The sequence below is a fragment of the Nostoc sp. CALU 546 genome (genome assembly GCF_048836525.1).
Genome location: NZ_JAWJTF010000008.1, coordinates 76,145 through 96,269, shown reverse-complemented (window position 1 = coordinate 96,269; position 20,125 = coordinate 76,145). Strand labels below are relative to the sequence as shown.

Here is a 20,125-nt window from a genome sequence, read left to right as displayed (position 1 = left end):
ATAAACAAAAAGGGCTGCTGAATTAGCAACCCTTAAATTTAGATAAAATTGTTTTTTTTAATCAACCGATGCTAAACCAAGGATTTGCAAGGGTTTTGTAGTATCTCCGATTTTTGTATTAATTTGCTGCACCATTAATTTGGTATTAATAGGGTCTTTTCCATCTGATGAGTCTGTATCAAACTCATAAGTACTGGGTTCTTCGAGCATCAGGCGATCGCACGGAATCTTATCGGATAAAATTGCACTTGCCATCATCCCTGTATGAATCTCCACTTGACCTTTTCGCGGAGCTTCAAAAACTAAACGTTGTCCAGGGAAAACAACCCTTTCAAAGTACCAGTTGGGAATATTGCAGATGCGAGCTACCTGTATTTTGCTCGTGGCATTAATGTAGCAGCAGAGAATTTTTCCTGATTGCTCAGGTGGTAGAGGATCTAATATTTGAGCCATAACTGCTGAGGAGCTTTACGCCACAATTTTACATTACACTAGCCAAGCCTAGCATCCACTGATCCCCAGTTGTTGTAACTGCGAATACCAACTGAGTATTTGTAGATTATTTCTGTCTAAAGATATATTTTTAGTTATGAAAATTTTGTAATTATTCACACCTTTTTCGGAATTATACACTATAAATAAAAGTTTTTAATATTTTATCCTGGTATAAAAGCTTAAATTCTCTGAAAGCAGATTGTTAGGGAATTGACATAACAACGATCCCCTTGCTTTTATCATAGCGAGGAAGTGAGTTTTGCTGTTTCATCTATCTCAGAATTAATCGCCTGGGATCATCACTTAATGAATAAACTCGATGTTATGGTAAAGCTATATGAAAAATGTCTTCATAAACCTCTCTATAGATTCTATGTATGTTTTATGCACAGCAATTTTAGCGTTTTCCGCAGTTGCTAACAGCAGGTTTCTAATACCAACAATCGGCTGAAATGTCAAGCACGATTGTGATAAATAAAACCAAATAAAACAAGCACACACTGTAAGACTAGATGTTTCTCTCGCTTTCTCCACAGATTGGCAAGATGGAAGTTAAAACACAGATGATGGAAAATCGAATTCTTTACGTTCGCCTTCCTTGTAACCCCATCTTTCCTATTGGGGTTGTCTACCTGAGCGATCATGTCCACAAGCAGTTTCCTAATATTGAACAGCGCATCTTTGATTTAGGAACAGTGCCACCTTTAGATTACAGTTCGGCTCTGGATCGCTGTATTGATGAATTTAAACCGACACTACTAGTATTCTCTTGGCGGGATATTCAAATTTATGCCCCAGTTGGTGGACGTGGTGGCAACCCACTGCAAAACGCCTTTGAATTTTACTACGCCAAGAATCCTCTACTGAAACTACGTGGGGGATTGGGCGGTTTGCGAATCTTCATCGCTTACTATGTAGAGTTGTGGCAAAATCAGGGCTTAATCAAACGCGGTTTAAAGCGTGCCCAAAAATATAATTCTGATGCTCGTGTAGTTGTCGGTGGCGGTGCAGTCAGTGTATTTTACGAACAATTGGGTAAAAGCTTACCCCAAGGAACAATTATTTCTGTGGGTGAAGGCGAAACTCTGCTGGAAAAACTTTTAAGTGGCAGAGATTTTCGAGATGAACGCTGTTACGTTGCCGGAGAAACTCAACCACGAAAACGGCTAATTCACGAACAACCCACCCCAATAGAAAAAACAGCTTGTAACTACGACTATATCGAAAGCATCTGGCCGGAATTTAACTTTTACCTGCAAGAACAAGACTTTTATATAGGTGTACAAACGAAGCGTGGTTGTCCTCACAACTGTTGTTATTGCGTCTACACCGTCGTCGAAGGCAAACAAGTACGCATCAACCCAGCAGATGAAGTAGTTGCTGAGATGCGCCAATTATACGATCGCGGCATTCGCAATTTCTGGTTTACCGATGCCCAATTCATCCCCGCGAAAAAATTTATCCCCGATGCTGTAGAACTATTGCAAAAAATAGTTGATTCTGGTATGACAGATATCCACTGGGCAGCATATATCAGAGCCGACAATTTGACACCAGAGTTGTGTGACTTGATGGCGAAAACCGGGATGAACTACTTTGAAATCGGGATTACCAGTGGTTCTCAAGAACTCGTGCGGAAAATGCGGATGGGGTATAACTTGCGAACCGTCTTGCAAAACTGCCGTGACTTAAAAGCTGCTGGTTTCAACGACGTAGTTTCCGTCAATTACTCCTTTAACGTGATTGACGAACGTCCCGAAACCATCCGTCAAACCATCGCTTACCACCGCGAACTAGAACGGATTTTTGGTGCTGATAAAGTCGAACCCGCCATTTTCTTTATTGGACTACAACCCCATACCCATTTAGAAGAATACGCTTTCAAAGAAGGCATCCTCAAACCAGGGTACGATCCAATGAGTTTGATGCCGTGGACAGCCAAAAAACTTCTCTGGAATCCCGAACCCCTTGGTTCATTCTTCGGCGAAGTCTGCTTGCAAGCTTGGCAACAAAACCCCAACGACTTCGGACGCGAAGTCATGAAAATCTTAGAAGAAAAACTGGGTTGTGCTGACTTAGAAGCAGCACTGACAGCACCATTAGAGACGAAAGAAAAACAGTTAGCGGGTGTATCCTAGAAAACACTAAAATGTGGGGAAATTCAGAATTCTGAATTTCTCCCTCTATCTTCCTCAGTGCCTCTGCGGTTATTTTTACCAAATCCCATGTTAGAAGGTTCAATCCTACAACAGCTTGAAGCAGCCCATCGTCATACCACCAGGCCAATTCGATTCGGTGTTTACTACAAAAATACCTTAGTTGCCCTGTGCCACGCTTTAGAAGACCATATCTTAACCGATGACGGTACACCCTTAGTCATTACAGCCTTTCAACAAGGTAAATGGTATCTACAAGAAGCTGATCGATATGCAGACATCGCCCAGTACAGCCGCGAAATTGCGATTATGGCAGCTGCGGAATCTGGCTTTGCTGAACATCCTACCAGCCAGCTACCCAATGTAGACTTGGTAGGATTAGATGCAGGCGATCCGGTGGCGCAAGAGTGGCACTTAATTATTTTATCGTCTAAATACACAGCAATGGTAATTTGTCAAGAATTATCTGAGGCTGATTATGGCAGCGCTGGAGTACCGACATCAGATTTAGAGCGTAAATTTTATGGCTTGTGGACATTTGAGCCAGAGTTAGTACAAGAGACAGCAGAAATTGCGATCGCTCACATCAAAAAATACAATCCAGAATTGGCGGAAAAACTCACAAGCGATAAGCAGCAAATTGTACCGTCAATGGATAGATCCCAAAATTTAGGTGCAGTTGTCTCTCGTGTAGTAGATTATCTCCAGACTGGGCAAGAGAATTTATCCATCCCTACAGCCCTTCAGAAACAAACCCTAGATCGCAACTTGGTTTCTAACGAAATCCAAGCCTTTTTGCGAATGGCGCAACTGATGGATATGGCAGATGTCAACAATCCAATGGCAGCTGCGGAAGTAGTAGTACTTGCTGAAGCGATCGCCCAGCTTTTGGATCTTCCCGCATGGCAGATTAAGAGATTGCGGCTAGCGGCTTTGTTACATCGCATAGATCCATTACAAAATGCCGAAAGTGTCCTGACTTCTGGTAATATACCAACACGCTATCAAGAAGATGCCCCCAGTTGTCCTTTAATACCAGGGGCGCAAGTATTGCGAACTATGCCAAGATTACGAGCAGTTGCCCAAATTATTACTCACCAAAGCGAGTGGTGGAATGGCACAGGGGAACCAGCAGGTTTAGCTGGAGATGAAATTCCCCTAGAGTCGAGAATTTTGGCATTATTGGCAGACTTTCAGTGGCGAGTCAATCAGCGAAAATCGTCAAATCAAAGCCGGGAACAGATATTTACTCAAGCTTTAGATGAGTGCAAACAGCAAGAATCTACGCGCTTTGACCCTAAACTTGTAGATACCCTAGCTTTATTAGTTATGGGTTTACAACAGGGACTCGACTTACCCTTGATGACACCCAAATTCAGCGCCGGCATCTGGATACTTGATTCCCAATGGGATAGCCACAGCAAGATCAGTGAAGAGATTAGTAGTTACTTTACATGAATATTGAAGCCATTAAATTAGGAAAACTCAAACAACTTCCAGGCGCAAATTTAGAAGACGAGGAACTCTCCCGACTGGATTTAAGCCGGATTAATCTTGCTGGCGCTACCCTTGTAGGTGCTAATTTTGCTGGTTCTAAACTCGAAGGTGGACATTTGGAGGGGGCAAATTTGATGGGAGCCAACCTCCAACAAACTGACTTGCGGGCGAATCTGATGGGAGCAAACCTGATGCAAGCAGATTTAACGGGCGCTGACTTGCGGGGTAGTAATTTGCGCGGCGCTAACTTGATGGGAGCCAGACTCAGTGATGTGTCATTGGTGGGTGCTTTCTTGAGTGGTGCTAATTTGATGAACGTCAACTTACAAGGCGTTGATTTGCGCGGTGCTGACTTGCGCGGTGCAAATTTGACAGGGGCAAATCTCAAAGGTGCAGATTTGAGTCGCGCCGATTTGCAAGGGGCTTTATTGAGTGAAGCAAACCTGGAAGAAGCTGATTTACGGGGGGCGAATTTGGCAGGGGCGAATTTGACGGGAGCTAATTTACTTTGTGCAGAGTTAGAAGGTGCAAATTTGAGCGGTGTTAATTTGAATAAAGCCTGTTTGGTGGGTACTGTGGTTGAGACGAGTTTATGAGGATCGCGGAAAGGTGTAGTTTTTTCTCCTTCATGGAACAAAGTTGCAAAGAAATTGTAGGTTGGGTGGAGGCTTTGCGTAACCCAACCTCCTGATATCTGCCCAAAATACTATAGCCCAAATAGCACCTTCTGGATATCAAGTTGCTTGCTCCTCATAAGTCCAATCTGATATGCCAAAACCACAAAATAGTAGAGTCATATTAAAGAAAGACGAAGAGTCTTTGGAAATCATATTTCCCTTACCAGGATTTAGCAAAGTTTATGTGGCTCTAATTACCTTCGGGATAATGTTTCTTATTCCTAGTATAGTCTTGGTTGCAATTCTCTTTGGTATTTATTGGGCTGATTTGTCCTCTAAAATTGTCTTAGTTTTATTCTCTATTCCTTGGGGGATTTTTGCCATAGCAATGTTCTTTATATTTGCTAATTATATTGGCAAGATTTTGGCAAATACACGGCTAGAGATTAATCAGAAAAAAATTTCTTTAATTCAGGAAATATTGGGAGTGAGGATATATGAAGAAAACTCCAATGCCCGGCAAGATATTAACAAGTTAGAACGTATTAAACGCCATATAAAACTTAGTTCTTTATCTGACTATGCACCTGACTACTTAGGTAGCATATATGAATCTGAAATTATTATTTGGGCGGGAGAATCTAAATACAGGATTTCTATATCTTTAGTGTCTGAAGATGAACTTGATTGGTTAGTTACTGAACTAAATGACTGGTTGGGATTACCCATTGTCAAGCCTAATTACTGGACGTTCGCTCATTTTGACCTTGTGAGTGAGAATTATGTCTTACAGGGCTTAAGTTCAAGCTCATAAATGGATTCAGGGATTTTCATCAATAAAAGAATCTGTTTTTGAAGCTGGTTAATAGGGGTAATGAAGACCGTAGAATCAGGGAGGAAGTAAAGAGTTAGGTGACAAAAAGCCTTAAGCATTTGTTCGGCAGAAGGACGAGGAGTTTTTCGTTTGGGATTGCCATCATAAAGACCTTGCAAAGAATCTTCAGCTTGTTGAAGTGCCTGCCTGACAACAAACTCCATAAGGGTAAAAACGCGCAAAGCAATGTTTAATAAAAACATCAAGCCAGTGATTCGGTTTTGATTCTGGAAGTAAATCGGTAAAGCAGGCAAAGAACCCCTTTTAAAGCGATGAAAACCGCGTTCAAGAAGCCATTCGTCTCGGTAATACATTACCGACTCAGATAAAGTTAGCTGTTCGGTAGGTGCATTAGTTACGTACAATCGCCAACCAGCCAAAATTTCTGCTTCAACAATTGCACTATCAATTTTCTCAATTTGGAGTTGAAGCCGTGTCGAAGTAACCTGTTGTTGTAGAGTATTTTTCGAGGGTCGTCCTCGTCTTTGATGGCGAGTTTCTGTTCGTGTTTGTTCTGTAATCGTAGTTGAGAAAAAATCAGTAACGCGATGGCGTTTGAGGATATTCTCAACCTTATAAGTAAGCACATCTAGCTCGGTTCCTGGTTTATTGGCTAATTTCTCCAAGGCAAGTTGAGCTTGATTGATGCGTTTGTTTTGACTATCAATCGCTCCTAGAGCAAGCTTGTGGGAATAAACTACCAAATAGCGTTCGTGCCAACGAACCCATTTATTTGTTTCTGGATTTAACCAAAACTTACCCAACTCAACCTCAAAACCTTTACCAACAGCAGTTTCTTGTTCTTCTTGTTGGGGTAAACGAATATCGATGATTTCTGTTGATGATTGTTTTACCCATTGTTTGAGCAATTGGGGGTTTTGTCCGCTCATTGGCAAGGGAACACAGTAAAATCCTCCATTTAATGCGATGTTGGCACGGGTTGAGATCGAACCAGCCTTACAGTCAGCGATGAAGACAAAATGTTTGTGCCCAATTACTTTTTGTATCTTTTGCCAGGTGGGAAAATATAAAGGGTCATCGGCTCCATTGCCTTCAAGAGTGGCGCTGACTAACGGCATTCCCATCGGGTCGAGCGTTGCTAGTAACTGACGATATTGCAATAAGTCTGGGCGTTTATCTTTGGAGTAGCCATGACGCAATAGATTGTCTTCTAGATGACTTGTGTTTTCATGATTTACACTGAAGCTTGTTGTGTCTGTGCGTGCAATTTTTGTCGGTAATTCGTATGCTCTAATTATCTGCCTTCCTAATTTAATTTCTATTTCTTGTCTAGCAAGTGATTGCTTGCCTAATTCTTCTACTACCCTTCCCAATCTGTCATCACTGACATCTTTGTTTCCTATCGACCACCCCGTTGTCAATTCCAAAATCTTTCGATGTGTTTCTACCCATTCTTCGACTGCACATAACCGATGGTCTGATTGAGTGATTATATACGTTAGTAATAATACACTCAACTGCCCGTAGCTCATTCCTTGGTGGTTTCCGTGCGGCTTCTTCAGTTTTTGGTCGATATGTTTGGCTATCTCTATCTGAGCAAGCCATTCAACTATTAATGGAATATCGTCTATCCGCTCGGAGCTTATTTTTACTTCTGTCTCACTCATCGATGCACCACCACCTGACATCATTCTCTACTCAAACTACCCCCAAATCCACTCTCATCAGGGAGTTGCTTCAAAAATCCTCTTAATCATTACCCCTCAAGGAATTAATTCCTTTGACTGCCTTAAAATCAGCGAACGCACAGTAATTAAATTAAGTTTGTATGTAAAAAAGAACGCGCAAGGTGAATTATGGCGATCGTTTTTATTCCCATCCGAAGGTCACTACTTCGTGGTTTTGCAGTATTCTTAGCTATTGTTAAAATTTTTGCAGATGAAGCAGGTGAAAATTTGTGAGTTTACAAGAAATCATCAAACTAGCAAAGCAGCTTTCAACTGTAGATAAAGTACGTTTGATCCAGCAAATTGCTCCTGATATAGAACGCGAGTTAACAGATAAACTCTCTACTCTTCCTCGCCAATCCTTGTGGGGACTATGTGCTGATTTAGGAAATGCACCTTCCGCACATGAATCGATATAGCCCGTAGTGAAGAATGGGCTAGCTTTCCACGGGAGGATATTTGATGCTACGTGCCGTAACCACTTTTTCATCACCAAACCCGCTGAATATTATAGGCATCAAAAGCCGAATCACGACTAATCAAAACAAGGGAATGATTTATCGCCTGTGCCACCAGAATACGATCAAACGGATCTCGATGATGGAGTGGTAAATAACGGAATTGAACAGTATGGGGAAAGGTAATAGGGAGAATCGTTATACCCGCAGCAATTACTTTAGGTTCAATCTCTTCAAAAGCACCCTGTAGGGATAGTTTTCCAATGTTGAGTTTAATCGCCATTTCCCAAAGACTGGCAATACTAAAGAAAACAGCCTCAGCAGATTCAATTTTTTCTCTAGTTAACACTGGCAGGGTGGCATCATTCGAGACAAACCAGATAAAAGCATGAGTATCCAATAGTAATCTATTCATTCCATATATTCTTTCATATCTTGAAGCGGCTCATCAAAGTCATTAGGCAATGGCAGAACAAACATTCCTTTCATCGTTCCAGCAACGCGACGCTTGTTTGTCTGCTTTTCTTCGGTAGAGTTTTTAACGTGCTTCTCTATCAAAAACTCAATGTAATGAAGCACTTCTGTCTGAAGAGACTCAGGGAGTTCTTCTAATTTTTCTAAAATGACTGGCTGTATCATTGTTTTTTCTCCTTGGCAATTTTTATGAAAAACATCACAGCTATATTTGTTTGAATGTCAAATACATTTTAATACGGTTTGGATAAGCACTTTAATATCATGTCCGCTTGATTACTAGTGTGTATGTAAGCCAGTGCTTATCCTATCAAAGAGGCGATCGCTCAGTTCGCCCTCGTATCCCCAAAGCTAGTACACTCATTAACAATACCCTATCACTCCTAGCAGGGGATTTTTATTCACACCAGTTACCCATGATCCAGTGGTGTAGTGAAGGAATTATCTCAGTCAAAAATGTGGCGTAGGTGCGATCGCGCAAGGTGAATTATGGCGATCGTTTTTATTCCCATCCGAATTTTATGGAGAATTAACAGTAGAGTATTAACTTAATAAACTGCATAATCGAAAAGTATTGATAAATACATCATTCGAGCCAGTCGGGGCCTTTGAAGAATTCACCGTCTGCCCAAAAGGTTTTACAAATCAAAGAACCTTGTCCGGGACTGCTAAAATTTTGGGCTGCTCTAAAGTCGGTTGCAATCAAAATAGCATCATCCATTTCTACCGCATACAAGTCAGCCCCAGTGAAATCAGTACCACTTAAAATAGCTTCGCTCAGGTCTGCATTTCTGAAGTTAGTTCCTATGCAATCTGCACCACTCAAGTCAGCCCCACGCAAATTAGCACCTTCGAGATTAGCAGCATACAAATTTACACACAGCAATCTGGCTCCACTCAAGTTGGCATGACTCAAGTTGCTACCACTTAAATCAACCCTGATCAAATCAGCTTCACTCAAGTCAATTTCGCGCAGATCGACTCCATCCAATGCTGACGAACTGAAGCGAATTCCAGCAAAATCTCTTTCTCCTGCCGCATATCTTTTGAGTAACTTTCGACTGTTGATATTTTCTCTTCTATCTTCCATAAGCTCATTAAATCATTTTTAAATTTACAATCCTATCTTTACTACTCTATTGCCACAGCAATTAAGCATTAATATTAGGACTTACTTACGCACTGTACAATTTAATCATGGGATGCATAATAGCAAAATCAATTAATTTGGTGTGAATACTATTTCCTGTAAATATGTATCAAGATAATTTTAAGAAGATACTAACTGACTCTTTTGCTGCCGTAAAAAACTAACGCTTATCTTATCAGACAAGCGATCGCTCTGTTCTTCCTCGTATCCACAAAGCTAGTACACTCATTAACAACACTCCCATAACTCCTTGTAGGGGATTATTATTCACACCAGTTACCCAATCAGGAACTTGACCAGAATATTTCACTAATTTACCTACATTAATAATGTAGTAACCCCAAACTAAACCACCATGTAAACCAATTGGAAAACCCAAGCGTCCCCTCCGCCAACGCTTTCCCCATACTTGCGTTAACCCCAGTAGTACTAAAGCTGGAAATTGCGGCAGTGTATGAATAATTGCCTCCAAAGGTTTAATAAAGTGCAATGTAGCAAACGCAGTTGCATCTGTCCACAGTGCCACACGCAGACTGTAATCTCGTTGTAACTCATCTAACAACCAGCCTCGGAATAACAATTCCTCAGCAAATCCGATGCCCAAAGCAACAAGTAAACCCTCAAAAACAACTTTCAGCAAAAAAACTTTCGGTTGTTGCCACACCAACCAACCCAACAAACTTTGTACCCCAAAAAGTATCAGAATATTAATTATCCCCAGAGCCAAGCCACGCAGTAAATCCACACCGTTTTGCCGCGTGAATTCTAAGCCATAATGCCTCAGAATTTGGGGCTGCTGGTAGACATATTTACCCCATAGTCTCAGGAGAAAAATAAATATTCCATATAACAATACCAAAGTCAATATACTTTCTAAGTTTGAATCATGCACTAGTAAGTATATTGGTGTAGCAAATGGCAACCATAGCAACAGTAAAGTCAAAATAAAAGCACCCAGCCTAATAGGGGCAGGGCGTTCAGCTAAATGGACAAGGTTTTTTTTCATACCAATGTTAAGTCACCAGTCAATACTCTATATTTCTACTAATGACCAATGACCAATGACCAATGACTATTCATCAGGTTCAATCGTGCTACTTAAACCGTGACTTTTCAATGTTTCGCAATAAAACTCAGCGTGTTCCAGGGCGCAAGTAATGACTAAAGCTAGCCCGTTAGTATGGGCTTCCATCATGATGCTCACAGCTTGGGGTTGGGTAAGGCTTGGTACAGTGGCTATTAGTGACTGTACAACATGCTCCATAGAGTTGTAGTCGTCGTTATGGAGCAAAACGCGATACCGAGGCGCGAGCTTGCGGGTTGTGGAAGGCTTTTGAATAGTTTCAACTGACACGGCTCTTTGCTCTTTTCTCGTTACTTCACTACAACAAAATCTCTGTTTTGCGATCGCTTAACAGTCGTTTACCTATTCTATAGTATTTCTGCTCAGATACTATGCTAGGAAAACTCTTTGCTGCCAGGGATTGGTTGTATTAGTTTTGCGTAGCCACTTGTGAGACAGATGTCTAAGACATGGCTGCCATAAGAGTGCTACCCTAATTTTACAGAAGCTTTCCTTAACGTAGCGCATTTTCACTTTTAAGATTAAGGAAGTTGCAAAATAATCCTTGCCCCTGCCCAAACTGCATAATGATAGACATGAGCCTAGATTTTCTTCAACCGGGACAAATTGTGTCTTTAAAGTATGGCGACAGAAATTTGTATGCAGAAGTTATTCAATTTGTAGTTTCCCGCCAGCTGTGCTGGGTGCGTCCTTTATTAATGGTCACGTGGACTCAAGAATCGCCGTTAATTACCGATTTGCGAGATGCATCTGACTTGCTTTGGCCTGCCAATTTATTTCGACCAGCTTTAGATACAGAAGTGATTACCTTCTTGAGCCAACTTTTAGCAAAAGAACCAAAAACTGAACCTGACTCAGTAGCCAAACAGCAACTCAATCAGTTTATTCACCAACTTTGGCAAGCATACCAAGATAGTTCTGAGTGCTAAGTGCTGAGTTTTTTACTTAGCAATGACTGGCGATTTACTATGAATGCACGATGTAGAGGTTCATTATCAAAGTTTACGCCACCTTAAATATTTAAATAATTAGCCTCATAGAAAAGTTTTTAAGTCAAGAATCTCTCGTCATAAACAAGTTTCATGGCTCTTTTTCAATCCCCATTACAAAACTTAATTACGTTAGCGTAACGGTAGCGAGTCTACTTATCCTTACAGAGAAGCAAGCTATCGAGAGCTTCTCTTAGAGAGAGAGCATCATGACGACGAATTACGAATTACAAATTATTTTAAAATCCCAGGCTAGGAACCAACTGGACTCGTCCAGCATCCATCTCTGCCATTAATAATTCTAAGGCTTCGTAATCAACATCAGAAATGTAACCAAGTTCCGTCAGTTCTGAGTTTATTTCATTTTCTATCTCAGGAGTTAGTTTTTTAATGTCAAGAGCTTTTTCTACCAATTTACGAATAGCGTACTGAGTTCTCATAAGTAATAACCCAACTGTAATATGATACTAATCATCCCAGATCAGTCTCAGTATAAAGAGTGATCCAAATACTAACTTGCTAGTGATATATATCACAATTTAATTAGTTAGATAGATAATTCGCTATGACTTTCCGGTATACCATTAGCAACGCTAAAGTGGGAGATTTAACCTACCGTTAAGACTTGGCTAAATTAGCTCTAGTTATAGACTAGGCAAGGTTTCTCAGCATAGTTACTGATAATTTGTCTGCTCTATGGCTGTCTATAGTTGATTGTTTTTGAACTGAGATAAAAAAAAAGTATATATAAACACATTTTAACCTGGAATTATAACAATCTTTAAACAGACATACTAAACCAATAAAGATTCAGCAAAGAGAGCTAAGACGTATGGTCGATGCAACAAAATAGAGTTTATGTTCAAATAATCTTTAGCTTGACGCTTCGACAATTCTCAACAGGATGTAACTATGCAAGCAGTGCTTAACTATCCCAAGATTGCAGTTATTCGCCCCCAAGGGTGTTTGAATGCTGCAAACGCCTTGGAATTTGAACGAGATATGACCACAGCGTTGGCACAAAATGGTATTTCCATCTTGGTAGTAGACCTAGCAGCAGTAGAATCCTTAGACAGTGCGGGGTTGATGGCATTGTTATCTACACACAAGCTGGCTCTTACTTTAGGACGGAGTTGCCAGCTTTGCGCTGTTGCTCCAACAATTAGAATTATTTTTGAACTGACGCAACTCGATAGGGTATTTGAAATATTAGACGGTGAAGCCGAGTTGTCCCAAATATAAATTTATGTAAAATCACAAAGGTTCGGGAAATTTAAGTGGAGTTTATGTAAAGGAGTTGTAAGTTGCAACGATAAACTCTGTTAGAAGACCTAATTCAATGCTAAGGTTGGGATTGAGTAGCTGTAATTAAGGTAGCTAGAAGATAGCACAGTGGTTGTTGCAGTTGAAAGATTAATAACGTCGGGTATTTCAAAACCAGCTCGTTACTTGGGTAACGAGCTGTTAGCAGTACATAAACCTTGGGATACGACAGCAATACATTGGGTTTTAACATACCCGGAAGTGTATGAAGTCGGTGCATCTAATTTAGGGCACATCATCCTTTATAACATTTTGAATGCCCAACCACGTCAATTGTGCGATCGCGCCTACCTCCCAGGAAAAGACCTGGCAGACAAACTACGCGAAACTAATACGCCATTGTTTGCGGTAGAGTCAAAGCGATCGCTAACAGAATTTGACATTTTAGGCTTTAGCCTCAGTTACGAACTGGGTGCAACTAATATCCTCGAAATGTTGAATTTGGCTGGAATTCCCTTGACGTGGAGAGAGAGGCAGGGGAGCAGAGGAGCAGAGGGGCAGGGGGGTAGGGAATCTACCGATACCCAGTCCTCATTTCCGTTGATTTTCGCTGGTGGGCAAACAGCGACATCAAATCCTGAACCTTACGCTGACTTTTTCGACTTTATCGCCCTTGGAGATGGAGAGGAACTACTGCCAGAAATTGGTTTGGTATTGGGAGAAGGCAAACAAGCAGGATTAAGTCGAGAACATCTGTTACTGGATTTGGCACAGATACCAGGCGTATATGTGCCTCAGTTTTACGACATGGCAAAGGATGGCTCAGTTCATCCTTGTCGCCTAGATGTGCCGAAGCGAATTCTGCGAAGGGTGGCAACTCCCATACCAGCATATTCCATTGGTTTAGTTCCTTATGTAGAAACGGTGCATGACCGTTTAACCATTGAGATTCGACGTGGTTGCACTCGTGGCTGTCGCTTCTGTCAACCAGGAATGCTGACTCGACCAGCACGGGATGTAGAACCCGATAAGGTTGTAGAAGCAATTGAACAGGGAATGCGGGCAACTGGTTACAATGAGTTTTCTCTACTATCTCTGAGTTGTTCTGATTATTTGTCCCTACCAGCAGTGGGGATGGAAATCAAAAATCGCTTAAAAAATGAAAACATTTCTCTGACTCTACCAAGCCAACGGGTAGACAGATTTGATGAGAATATTGCCAACATCCTTGGAGGTACGCGCCAAGGTGGACTAACTTTTGCTCCAGAAGCTGGTACTCAGCGGATGCGAGACATCGTAAATAAGGGTTTGACGAATGAAGAATTGTTGCGGGGAGTAAAAACCGCTTGGGAGCAAGGCTGGGATAAAATAAAGTTGTATTTTATGATTGGCTTGCCGGGTGAGACAGATGCTGATGTTTTGGGCATTGCCGAAACAGTAAGCTGGCTACAGCGAGAATGTCGAGGTAAGGGTAGAAAACCCCTAAACTTTAACCTGACAATTTCTAACTTTACGCCCAAGCCCCATACACCATTCCAGTGGCACTCAGTTTCTACCGCTGAATTTAAGCGTAAACAAAACTTGTTACGGCAAGAATTCCGCCGAATCAAGGCAGTGAAGGTAAATTTTACTGATGTCCGCATTTCGGCAATGGAAGATTTTGTGGGACGAGGCGATCGCAATTTGAGCAAAGTCGTCCGCCGTGCCTGGGAATTGGGAGCAGGTATGGATTCCTGGTATGAAAATTTAGATCAAGCTTTTAGTGCTTGGGGGTCTGCGATCGCCCAAGCCGATCTAGATTGGAAATACCGTCAAATAGAGAATGGTGAATGGAATTTATTTCATGTCCAAGAGCAGAAGAGATCGAAAGATGCGGAAAATGACCAATTCTTAACTCCTAACTCCTCACTCCCTAGTACAGACACGATTAATCGCGTCCCTCCCCACTCCCTCGATATTCCCCTGCCTTGGGATCATATTGATACCGGGATTGACAAAAAGTGGCTCCAAGAAGACTTGCAACGTGCCTTAGAAGCTGCAATTGTACCCGATTGCTCCTTTGAAGGTTGTTCTCACTGTGGCGTCTGTGGCACAGACTTTGGGCATAACATCGTGATTGAATCACCTGCTATCCCACAATTCGCTGGTGAGTTTGTCCCCAACACAACAAAGGCGCAAAGACTGCGACTTTGGTTTGGTAAACAGGGTAACATGGCTTTGATGAGTCATCTGGATTTAATTCGTCTCTTTGACCGAGTTGTGCGGCGAGCAGGCTTACCAATCGCTTTCACTGGTGGATTTCATCCAATGCCGCGGATTTCTCTAGCAACTGCTTTGGCTTTAGGGGCTACTAGCAGCGGTGAAATTGCAGATTTTGAGTTAACTGTGCCAATGGAAATTGATACTTTCCAAGAACAGTTGGCTCGTGAAATGCCCACAGACATACCTATATATAATGTGGAGCAGATAGATTTAAAAGCTAGTGCCGCTACCCAACTGCTAGAGTCCGCAGAGTATTTGATTACTGTAGCAGCACTTGCAGAAACAACACCCATACAATGGCAAAACTGGATTGATACAATCAAAGCGAAAGAGGAACTTTGGTACGAGCAAATAACTAAGTCAGGCAAGAGCCAGTTAATAAATCTGCGCGATCGCTTATTTGAACTGGAATTAGTAGAAACCTCCAATAGCAAAGCAGAATCTATGTCATCTGTGATCCGTTATCTAGGTAGCTATCGCCAGGACGGTTTGCTGTTGCGTCCTGAACAAATTCTGTTTATGCTAGAGACAGTGGCTAATGTAGAATTCCAACTCCTACACATCCACCGCAATCGGCTAATTTTAGGGGTATAATCCCTGTAGGGCAACTTGCTAGTAGTTGTCCTAACATTGCATTTAATATGAATTGATTTTTAGCAAGGTTGCGTTAGAATGGGTTGAAGAGAAATTTTCTGGCGCTGCATTGAATTAGCTGGTTCACTACCCTGGTATTCAGGGGGCGAAAGCAAAGATATTAGAGTGCAACTTCTAGGATTTTATCCCAGACAAACAAAAAGCAGATTAAAGAATGCACACTCTCTCTATAGCTACCTTGTGAATCAGTAACTAACAGCAGGCTCGGTTAGCTTCTCCAAATTCATGCTTTTGAAACAACTGCTGAATGTCTAATCCACGTAGTGCCTAAGAGCTAGTGCATTACTTTTTAGAGTTAAAGCAACTGCTGTCGGTTATGCCGACTTGTAGACTTTCACAGACGCGCAAAGCGCGGCTTGTCTTAGGCTAGAGCGGCTCAAGGCAGGGTAGCAACTGGCGCTGCTGAGTATAACCCTAAGATAAATCCGGGGAATGGAAAATAGAAATAGTTTCTTTTTCTTCACGAATTCAGTAGGTTACTATCAAATGAAGCGTCCTGAGTTAAAATGCTCACTCAGGATTTAGAACTTTCAACTCAGAACTCTCTTAATTGAGGGTATTGCATCACAAATCAACCACGGACGGTTGATTTAATTGCTTAAACGATATGCAGCCGTTCTGGAATAATCAGCCGTGGAAACGCTCTTAAGAGCGCCAATAGCTATTTAACTTAGAAGCTCAGATTTGCGATTTTTATTATCAGTAGCGCCTTTTGAGGGTTGTGAGGGCAGCAAAAGTATAATATCAAACCGAGAAAATACTAATAATTAAAACTGATGCGGAGACGCAGGGAGTTTTGAATTACAAGTAATTAACCGGACTTGATACAACAAACCTCAAACCTGTAAGTGCTGCCAATTTTTGAGGAAATTGAATGCCGAAACAAATTATCATCGCGGAGCAGCACCAAATTGCTGCGGTTTTTTCTGAAGATCAAATACAGGAACTCGTTGTTGCTACAGGTCATCATCAAATAGGTGATATCTACTTAGGAGTAGTAGAAAACGTCTTGCCTGGGATAGATGCGGCTTTTGTCAATATAGGCGACCCAGAGCGCAACGGTTTTATTCACGTCACCGACTTGGGGCCATTGAAGCTCAAGCGTACCGCAGCGGCAATTACAGAACTACTTGCACCACAACAGAAAGTTTTGGTGCAAGTAATGAAAGAGCCAACGGGGACAAAAGGGCCCAGACTCACGGGTAATATCACCTTACCTGGACGCTACGTAGTACTGATGCCATACGGTAGGGGCGTAAATTTATCCCGACGAATTAAAAGTGAAAGTGAGCGCAACCGCTTACGGGCATTAGCGATTTTGGTCAAACCGGCGGGAATGGGTTTGCTTGTGCGTACAGAAGCAGAAGGCAAACCCGAAGAAGCAATTATGGAAGATTTGGAGTTGCTGCAAAAGCAGTGGGAGGCCATTCAGCAGGAAGCCCATTCTACCCGTGCTCCAGCACTGCTCAACCGAGACGATGATTTTATTCAGCGCGTATTGCGGGATATGTACGGCGCGGATGTAAATCGGATTGTCGTAGATTCCAGTACTGGTTTGAAACGCGTCAAACAGTACTTGCAGAATTGGAGTGGTGGTCAAACACCGCAGGGATTGTTGATTGACCATCATCGCGATCGCTCCCCAATTTTAGAATACTTCCGCATCACTGCTGCCATTAGAGAAGCTCTGAAACCAAGGGTAGACTTACCTTCTGGAGGTTACATCATCATCGAGCCGACGGAGGCATTAACCGTAATCGATGTTAACTCAGGTTCCTTCACGCGATCGGCAACAGCTAGAGAAACAGTTTTGTGGACAAACTGCGAAGCGGCAACAGAAATTGCTCGCCAGTTGCGTCTACGGAATATCGCCGGAGTGATCGTTGTTGATTTTATCGATATGGAATCGCGACGTGACCAATTACAAGTTCTCGAACACTTTAATAAAGCACTCAAAGCAGACAAAGCTCGTCCCCAGATTGCCCAACTTACTGAACTGGGTCTAGTAGAACTGACTCGCAAACGTCAGGGTCAAAATATTTACGAATTGTTTGGTGAAACTTGCCCAACCTGTGGTGGTTTAGGACATACCGTGCGTCTGCCTGGAGAAATCGAAAACCGATTACCGATACCGGCAGAGACACCAGAGCGCGAACGTTTTGTATCCTTACCTCACCGAGAACCACGTCAGCCATCTGCCCGCACCCCTGAACCACGAGAAACATACGATGGATTTGGGGAAGCATTTGACGGCGACTCGGAATTGAGTAACCTAAATCTGATCAATCATCCTAGTTATCAAGAGCTTAATGATAAGCGTCGTACCCGCACTCGCCGCAGTCGCATTGGTGTCAATGGGTTAAACGGGAAAGATGAAGCTCGGGTTGTTCCCAATCCACTGGCTTTTGTCAACGAGCCAGACTTAGACCTTGATATGGAACCAGAACTAGGAGTTGCACCAGAAATTCCCTCACCCACCCTTGGTAAACCAGGTTGGAGTGAAAGAGTAGAGCGCACTAAAATCATCAAGGCAGAACCAGTTAAACCAGTGGTAGAACCACCGGAGATTAGAACTGTAGAAATGAGCCTCCAAGAACAGGATATGTTTGCCTTGATGGGCATATCTCCCTTGGTGAAGTTAGAGCAAGAGGTTAAAAATACCAAGTCTGTGATTATTAATGTGATTCAGCCCGGTCAATTGCCAACGACCCCAACTGAATCAACCTCAGAATCAACTATTGTCCAAAAAGCAATACCTGAAATAACCGCTATTGTCCAAAAGGCAATACCTGAAATAACTCCTATTCCACAAAAAGCAACACCTGAAATAACCGCAAGCAAAATACCGACACCAAAAGTTATTGAACCAGAACAAAAATCTTTGATCGAAGAGACAACTGAATCACCAGAGTTAACTGTGAAGCCTTCGGGACGCTTGTCTGCGAAAGCCGCAGCCGCGAACGAGATCGCAGATGAAAGCGAAGCTAATAGTAGCGCTACTGCCAGCCGTCGCCGCCGTCGTCGTTCCTCAGCGATCGAGGATAATTAATTTGCTTTATGGTAGAAACATCGCCAACGCCTTTGGAAAAATCCACTTGGCTAGAGTTTTCTAGCTTGTCAGGGATTCCAGGGTTGGTTGCAGGTGTGGATGAAGTAGGGCGAGGTGCTTTATTTGGCCCTGTGGTGGCGGCAGCAGTGATTCTACCAGATCACGCTTTGCCAATACTAATGGCAGCTAAAATTAAAGACAGTAAAAAGTTATCTAGTTCTCGAAGAACTCAGCTAGCGCAGCAAATTTGCGAGCTGGCTATAGACTGGAAAATTGGATTTGCTTCTACTGCCGAAATTGACAAGATAAATATTTTGCAAGCGACGCTATTAGCAATGAAGCGGGCTGTGCTGAAGTTAAAGGTACAGCCTGAAATTTGCTTGGTTGATGGCAATCAGTTGATAAAAGACTTGCTATTGCCACAACAAACAATAGTTAAAGGAGACGAGCGATCGCTTGCTATTGCTTCTGCTAGTATTGTTGCTAAGGTTTGGCGTGACGATTTGGTACTGCGTCTGGCATTAAAATACCCTATGTACAACCTAGAAAGTAACAAGGGTTATGGTAGTCAGCGGCATTTGCTGGCTTTGCAACAATACGGGCCTTCGCCTCTGCATCGTCAGTCTTTTCGTCCTTGCCAAATCAAACGCCTGAGTGTTGAGTGATTGAAGAAGAATACAGAATACAGAATTCAGAATTCAGAATAAATTAGTCGGGGATTCAGTCGTGCCACTAATTACAGAATTAAATTTTGACTCCTGAATTCTGTTTGTTAAAAAATTACTCAGCATTCAGGATTGGCAATTCATTACTATCACCATCAAGTTCTTTATCTTTGGTTTGTGATATCACCCAGTAGCGATAATCCGCCAAAAGTTGATTTAATAACCGTTGTTTGACCGACAACAGCACACTTTTAAGCAGACCATTTCCAGTAGCTTCTAAAATCGGCTTAGGCGTGAAGGAAAATGGCGGCGGGAAATCCACCAGCACTTCTAAATCAGCTTTTCCTTGCAGGCGAGTGCCAGTGCTAAACTCTTTGGGAGACAAATAGCCTTTTAAATTGAGAGCAAAGCGCTGGTTAATATACTCGAAACCCAGGATTTCACAACCTAGCGATCGCAAATAAATTATTCCATTTGATTCTGCCCAAACTCTCATATCCACAGTAGGTTGAATACTTAGTGACATAAAAGTTAGTGGGCGCATTTTCAAGCGAAATACCTCCTCAGAAACCTGCTGAATCCGGCTATTGTCAACCAAAGCCTTAACTAGACGTTGAGGCTGACGCAAGTAGTGCTGAATGGGAATAGGCTGCTCTGGAACAGCGATTTCAACCGATTGGGAGGCAGTAAACCGGGTAGCCATGAGCGAATAAAAATATCTGTTTCTTAATTTTAATATTTTTTAACAAC

19 protein-coding genes are annotated in these 20,125 nt (G+C 42.2%); 10 read left to right on the top strand and 9 right to left on the bottom strand.

The features are described from left to right. Positions 1-57: 57 nt before the first annotated feature. Positions 58-453: a DUF1830 domain-containing protein gene (locus tag RRG12_RS06355; protein WP_069070130.1), complete on the bottom strand. Its 396-nt coding sequence runs from the start codon at positions 451-453 to the stop codon at positions 58-60. A gap of 587 nt (positions 454-1,040) precedes the next feature. Between RRG12_RS06355 and RRG12_RS06350 the strand changes: the two genes are divergently transcribed. The 4 genes from RRG12_RS06350 to RRG12_RS06335 all read left to right on the top strand — a co-directional run bounded on the left by RRG12_RS06350 (position 1,041) and on the right by RRG12_RS06335 (position 5,579). Beyond that, a complete protein-coding gene (locus tag RRG12_RS06350) occupies positions 1,041-2,633 on the top strand; it encodes a photosystem II high light acclimation radical SAM protein (protein WP_069070129.1) in 1,593 nt (530 codons plus the stop codon). Between the two features lie 87 nt (positions 2,634-2,720). Continuing rightward, positions 2,721-4,109, top strand: coding sequence for a DICT sensory domain-containing protein (locus tag RRG12_RS06345; RefSeq protein ID WP_069070155.1), 1,389 nt, complete (start codon positions 2,721-2,723; stop codon positions 4,107-4,109). After that, entirely contained in the window at positions 4,106-4,744 is a 639-nt protein-coding gene (locus tag RRG12_RS06340) for a pentapeptide repeat-containing protein (protein ID WP_420758710.1), read from the top strand. The genes RRG12_RS06345 and RRG12_RS06340 overlap by 4 nt, the downstream gene beginning before the upstream one ends. Positions 4,745-4,916: 172 nt before the next feature. Then, positions 4,917-5,579 (top strand): hypothetical protein, encoded by a 663-nt coding sequence (locus tag RRG12_RS06335; protein WP_420758709.1) that lies wholly within the window; start codon positions 4,917-4,919, stop codon positions 5,577-5,579. Here the strand turns inward: RRG12_RS06335 and RRG12_RS06330 are convergent. Next, the gene (locus RRG12_RS06330; protein WP_420758750.1) at positions 5,546-7,288 is read right to left on the bottom strand and encodes an IS1634 family transposase; all 1,743 of its coding nucleotides are present in this window, start codon (positions 7,286-7,288) and stop codon (positions 5,546-5,548) included. The two genes, RRG12_RS06335 and RRG12_RS06330, sit on opposite strands and share 34 nt — an antisense overlap. 269 nt (positions 7,289-7,557) lie before the next feature. Between RRG12_RS06330 and RRG12_RS06325 the strand changes: the two genes are divergently transcribed. Beyond that, positions 7,558-7,746: a hypothetical protein gene (locus RRG12_RS06325; RefSeq protein WP_420758708.1), complete on the top strand. Its 189-nt coding sequence runs from the start codon at positions 7,558-7,560 to the stop codon at positions 7,744-7,746. Between the two features lie 70 nt (positions 7,747-7,816). On the opposite strand, the gene RRG12_RS06320 is transcribed toward RRG12_RS06325, so the two are convergent. The 5 genes from RRG12_RS06320 to clpS form a co-directional block, all read right to left on the bottom strand. Further along, on the bottom strand, positions 7,817-8,200 hold the full coding sequence (locus RRG12_RS06320) for a type II toxin-antitoxin system VapC family toxin (protein WP_420758707.1): 384 nt from the start codon (positions 8,198-8,200) through the stop codon (positions 7,817-7,819). Next, positions 8,197-8,424, bottom strand: coding sequence for a DUF2281 domain-containing protein (locus RRG12_RS06315; protein ID WP_420758706.1), 228 nt, complete (start codon positions 8,422-8,424; stop codon positions 8,197-8,199). Before RRG12_RS06315 ends, RRG12_RS06320 begins: the two co-directional genes overlap by 4 nt. Before the next feature lie 421 nt (positions 8,425-8,845). Continuing rightward, the gene (locus RRG12_RS06310; RefSeq protein ID WP_420758705.1) at positions 8,846-9,349 is read right to left on the bottom strand and encodes a pentapeptide repeat-containing protein; all 504 of its coding nucleotides are present in this window, start codon (positions 9,347-9,349) and stop codon (positions 8,846-8,848) included. Positions 9,350-9,584: 235 nt separating this feature from the next. Further along, positions 9,585-10,415, bottom strand: coding sequence for a CPBP family intramembrane glutamic endopeptidase (locus tag RRG12_RS06305; protein WP_420758704.1), 831 nt, complete (start codon positions 10,413-10,415; stop codon positions 9,585-9,587). A 66-nt stretch (positions 10,416-10,481) separates the two neighbouring features. After that, a complete protein-coding gene (gene clpS / locus RRG12_RS06300) occupies positions 10,482-10,763 on the bottom strand; it encodes an ATP-dependent Clp protease adapter ClpS (protein WP_069070124.1) in 282 nt (93 codons plus the stop codon). Between the two features lie 305 nt (positions 10,764-11,068). Here clpS and RRG12_RS06295 point away from each other — a divergent pair, with 305 nt between their 5' ends. Further along, complete coding sequence (locus tag RRG12_RS06295) at positions 11,069-11,422, top strand: hypothetical protein (protein ID WP_069070154.1); 354 nt, start codon at positions 11,069-11,071, stop codon at positions 11,420-11,422. Positions 11,423-11,721: 299 nt separating this feature from the next. On the opposite strand, the gene RRG12_RS06290 is transcribed toward RRG12_RS06295, so the two are convergent. After that, on the bottom strand, positions 11,722-11,922 hold the full coding sequence (locus tag RRG12_RS06290; protein WP_069070122.1) for a hypothetical protein: 201 nt from the start codon (positions 11,920-11,922) through the stop codon (positions 11,722-11,724). A 472-nt stretch (positions 11,923-12,394) separates the two neighbouring features. Between RRG12_RS06290 and RRG12_RS06285 the strand changes: the two genes are divergently transcribed. From RRG12_RS06285 to RRG12_RS06270, 4 genes are all read left to right on the top strand, one after another. Continuing rightward, positions 12,395-12,724, top strand: a complete 330-nt coding sequence (locus tag RRG12_RS06285) for an STAS domain-containing protein (RefSeq protein WP_420758703.1) — start codon at positions 12,395-12,397, stop codon at positions 12,722-12,724. A gap of 150 nt (positions 12,725-12,874) precedes the next feature. Continuing rightward, positions 12,875-15,601 (top strand): TIGR03960 family B12-binding radical SAM protein, encoded by a 2,727-nt coding sequence (locus tag RRG12_RS06280; protein WP_420758702.1) that lies wholly within the window; start codon positions 12,875-12,877, stop codon positions 15,599-15,601. 934 nt (positions 15,602-16,535) lie between these two features. Continuing rightward, on the top strand, positions 16,536-18,710 hold the full coding sequence (locus RRG12_RS06275; RefSeq protein ID WP_069070119.1) for an Rne/Rng family ribonuclease: 2,175 nt from the start codon (positions 16,536-16,538) through the stop codon (positions 18,708-18,710). Positions 18,711-18,718: 8 nt separating this feature from the next. Then, on the top strand, positions 18,719-19,375 hold the full coding sequence (locus tag RRG12_RS06270) for a ribonuclease HII (RefSeq protein WP_420758701.1): 657 nt from the start codon (positions 18,719-18,721) through the stop codon (positions 19,373-19,375). Positions 19,376-19,490: 115 nt separating this feature from the next. On the opposite strand, the gene RRG12_RS06265 is transcribed toward RRG12_RS06270, so the two are convergent. Then, positions 19,491-20,078 (bottom strand): DUF1997 domain-containing protein, encoded by a 588-nt coding sequence (locus RRG12_RS06265; RefSeq protein WP_069070117.1) that lies wholly within the window; start codon positions 20,076-20,078, stop codon positions 19,491-19,493. Positions 20,079-20,125: the final 47 nt, after the last annotated feature.

Bases quoted from the DNA above. Each gene is read 5' to 3' on its own strand.
- RRG12_RS06335 (WP_420758709.1), top strand. From the start codon at position 4,917: ATGCCAAAACCACAAAATAGTAGAGTCATATTAAAGAAAGACGAAGAG.
- RRG12_RS06320 (WP_420758707.1), bottom strand. From the start codon at position 8,200: ATGAATAGATTACTATTGGATACTCATGCTTTTATCTGGTTTGTCTCG.
- RRG12_RS06355 (WP_069070130.1), bottom strand. From the start codon at position 453: ATGGCTCAAATATTAGATCCTCTACCACCTGAGCAATCAGGAAAAATT.
- RRG12_RS06275 (WP_069070119.1), top strand. From the start codon at position 16,536: ATGCCGAAACAAATTATCATCGCGGAGCAGCACCAAATTGCTGCGGTT.
- RRG12_RS06315 (WP_420758706.1), bottom strand. From the start codon at position 8,424: ATGATACAGCCAGTCATTTTAGAAAAATTAGAAGAACTCCCTGAGTCT.
- RRG12_RS06340 (WP_420758710.1), top strand. From the start codon at position 4,106: ATGAATATTGAAGCCATTAAATTAGGAAAACTCAAACAACTTCCAGGC.
- RRG12_RS06265 (WP_069070117.1), bottom strand. From the start codon at position 20,078: ATGGCTACCCGGTTTACTGCCTCCCAATCGGTTGAAATCGCTGTTCCA.
- RRG12_RS06290 (WP_069070122.1), bottom strand. From the start codon at position 11,922: ATGAGAACTCAGTACGCTATTCGTAAATTGGTAGAAAAAGCTCTTGAC.
- RRG12_RS06345 (WP_069070155.1), top strand. From the start codon at position 2,721: ATGTTAGAAGGTTCAATCCTACAACAGCTTGAAGCAGCCCATCGTCAT.
- RRG12_RS06310 (WP_420758705.1), bottom strand. From the start codon at position 9,349: ATGGAAGATAGAAGAGAAAATATCAACAGTCGAAAGTTACTCAAAAGA.
- RRG12_RS06285 (WP_420758703.1), top strand. From the start codon at position 12,395: ATGCAAGCAGTGCTTAACTATCCCAAGATTGCAGTTATTCGCCCCCAA.
- RRG12_RS06330 (WP_420758750.1), bottom strand. From the start codon at position 7,288: ATGTCAGGTGGTGGTGCATCGATGAGTGAGACAGAAGTAAAAATAAGC.
- RRG12_RS06305 (WP_420758704.1), bottom strand. From the start codon at position 10,415: ATGAAAAAAAACCTTGTCCATTTAGCTGAACGCCCTGCCCCTATTAGG.
- RRG12_RS06295 (WP_069070154.1), top strand. From the start codon at position 11,069: ATGAGCCTAGATTTTCTTCAACCGGGACAAATTGTGTCTTTAAAGTAT.
- RRG12_RS06270 (WP_420758701.1), top strand. From the start codon at position 18,719: ATGGTAGAAACATCGCCAACGCCTTTGGAAAAATCCACTTGGCTAGAG.
- RRG12_RS06350 (WP_069070129.1), top strand. From the start codon at position 1,041: ATGGAAGTTAAAACACAGATGATGGAAAATCGAATTCTTTACGTTCGC.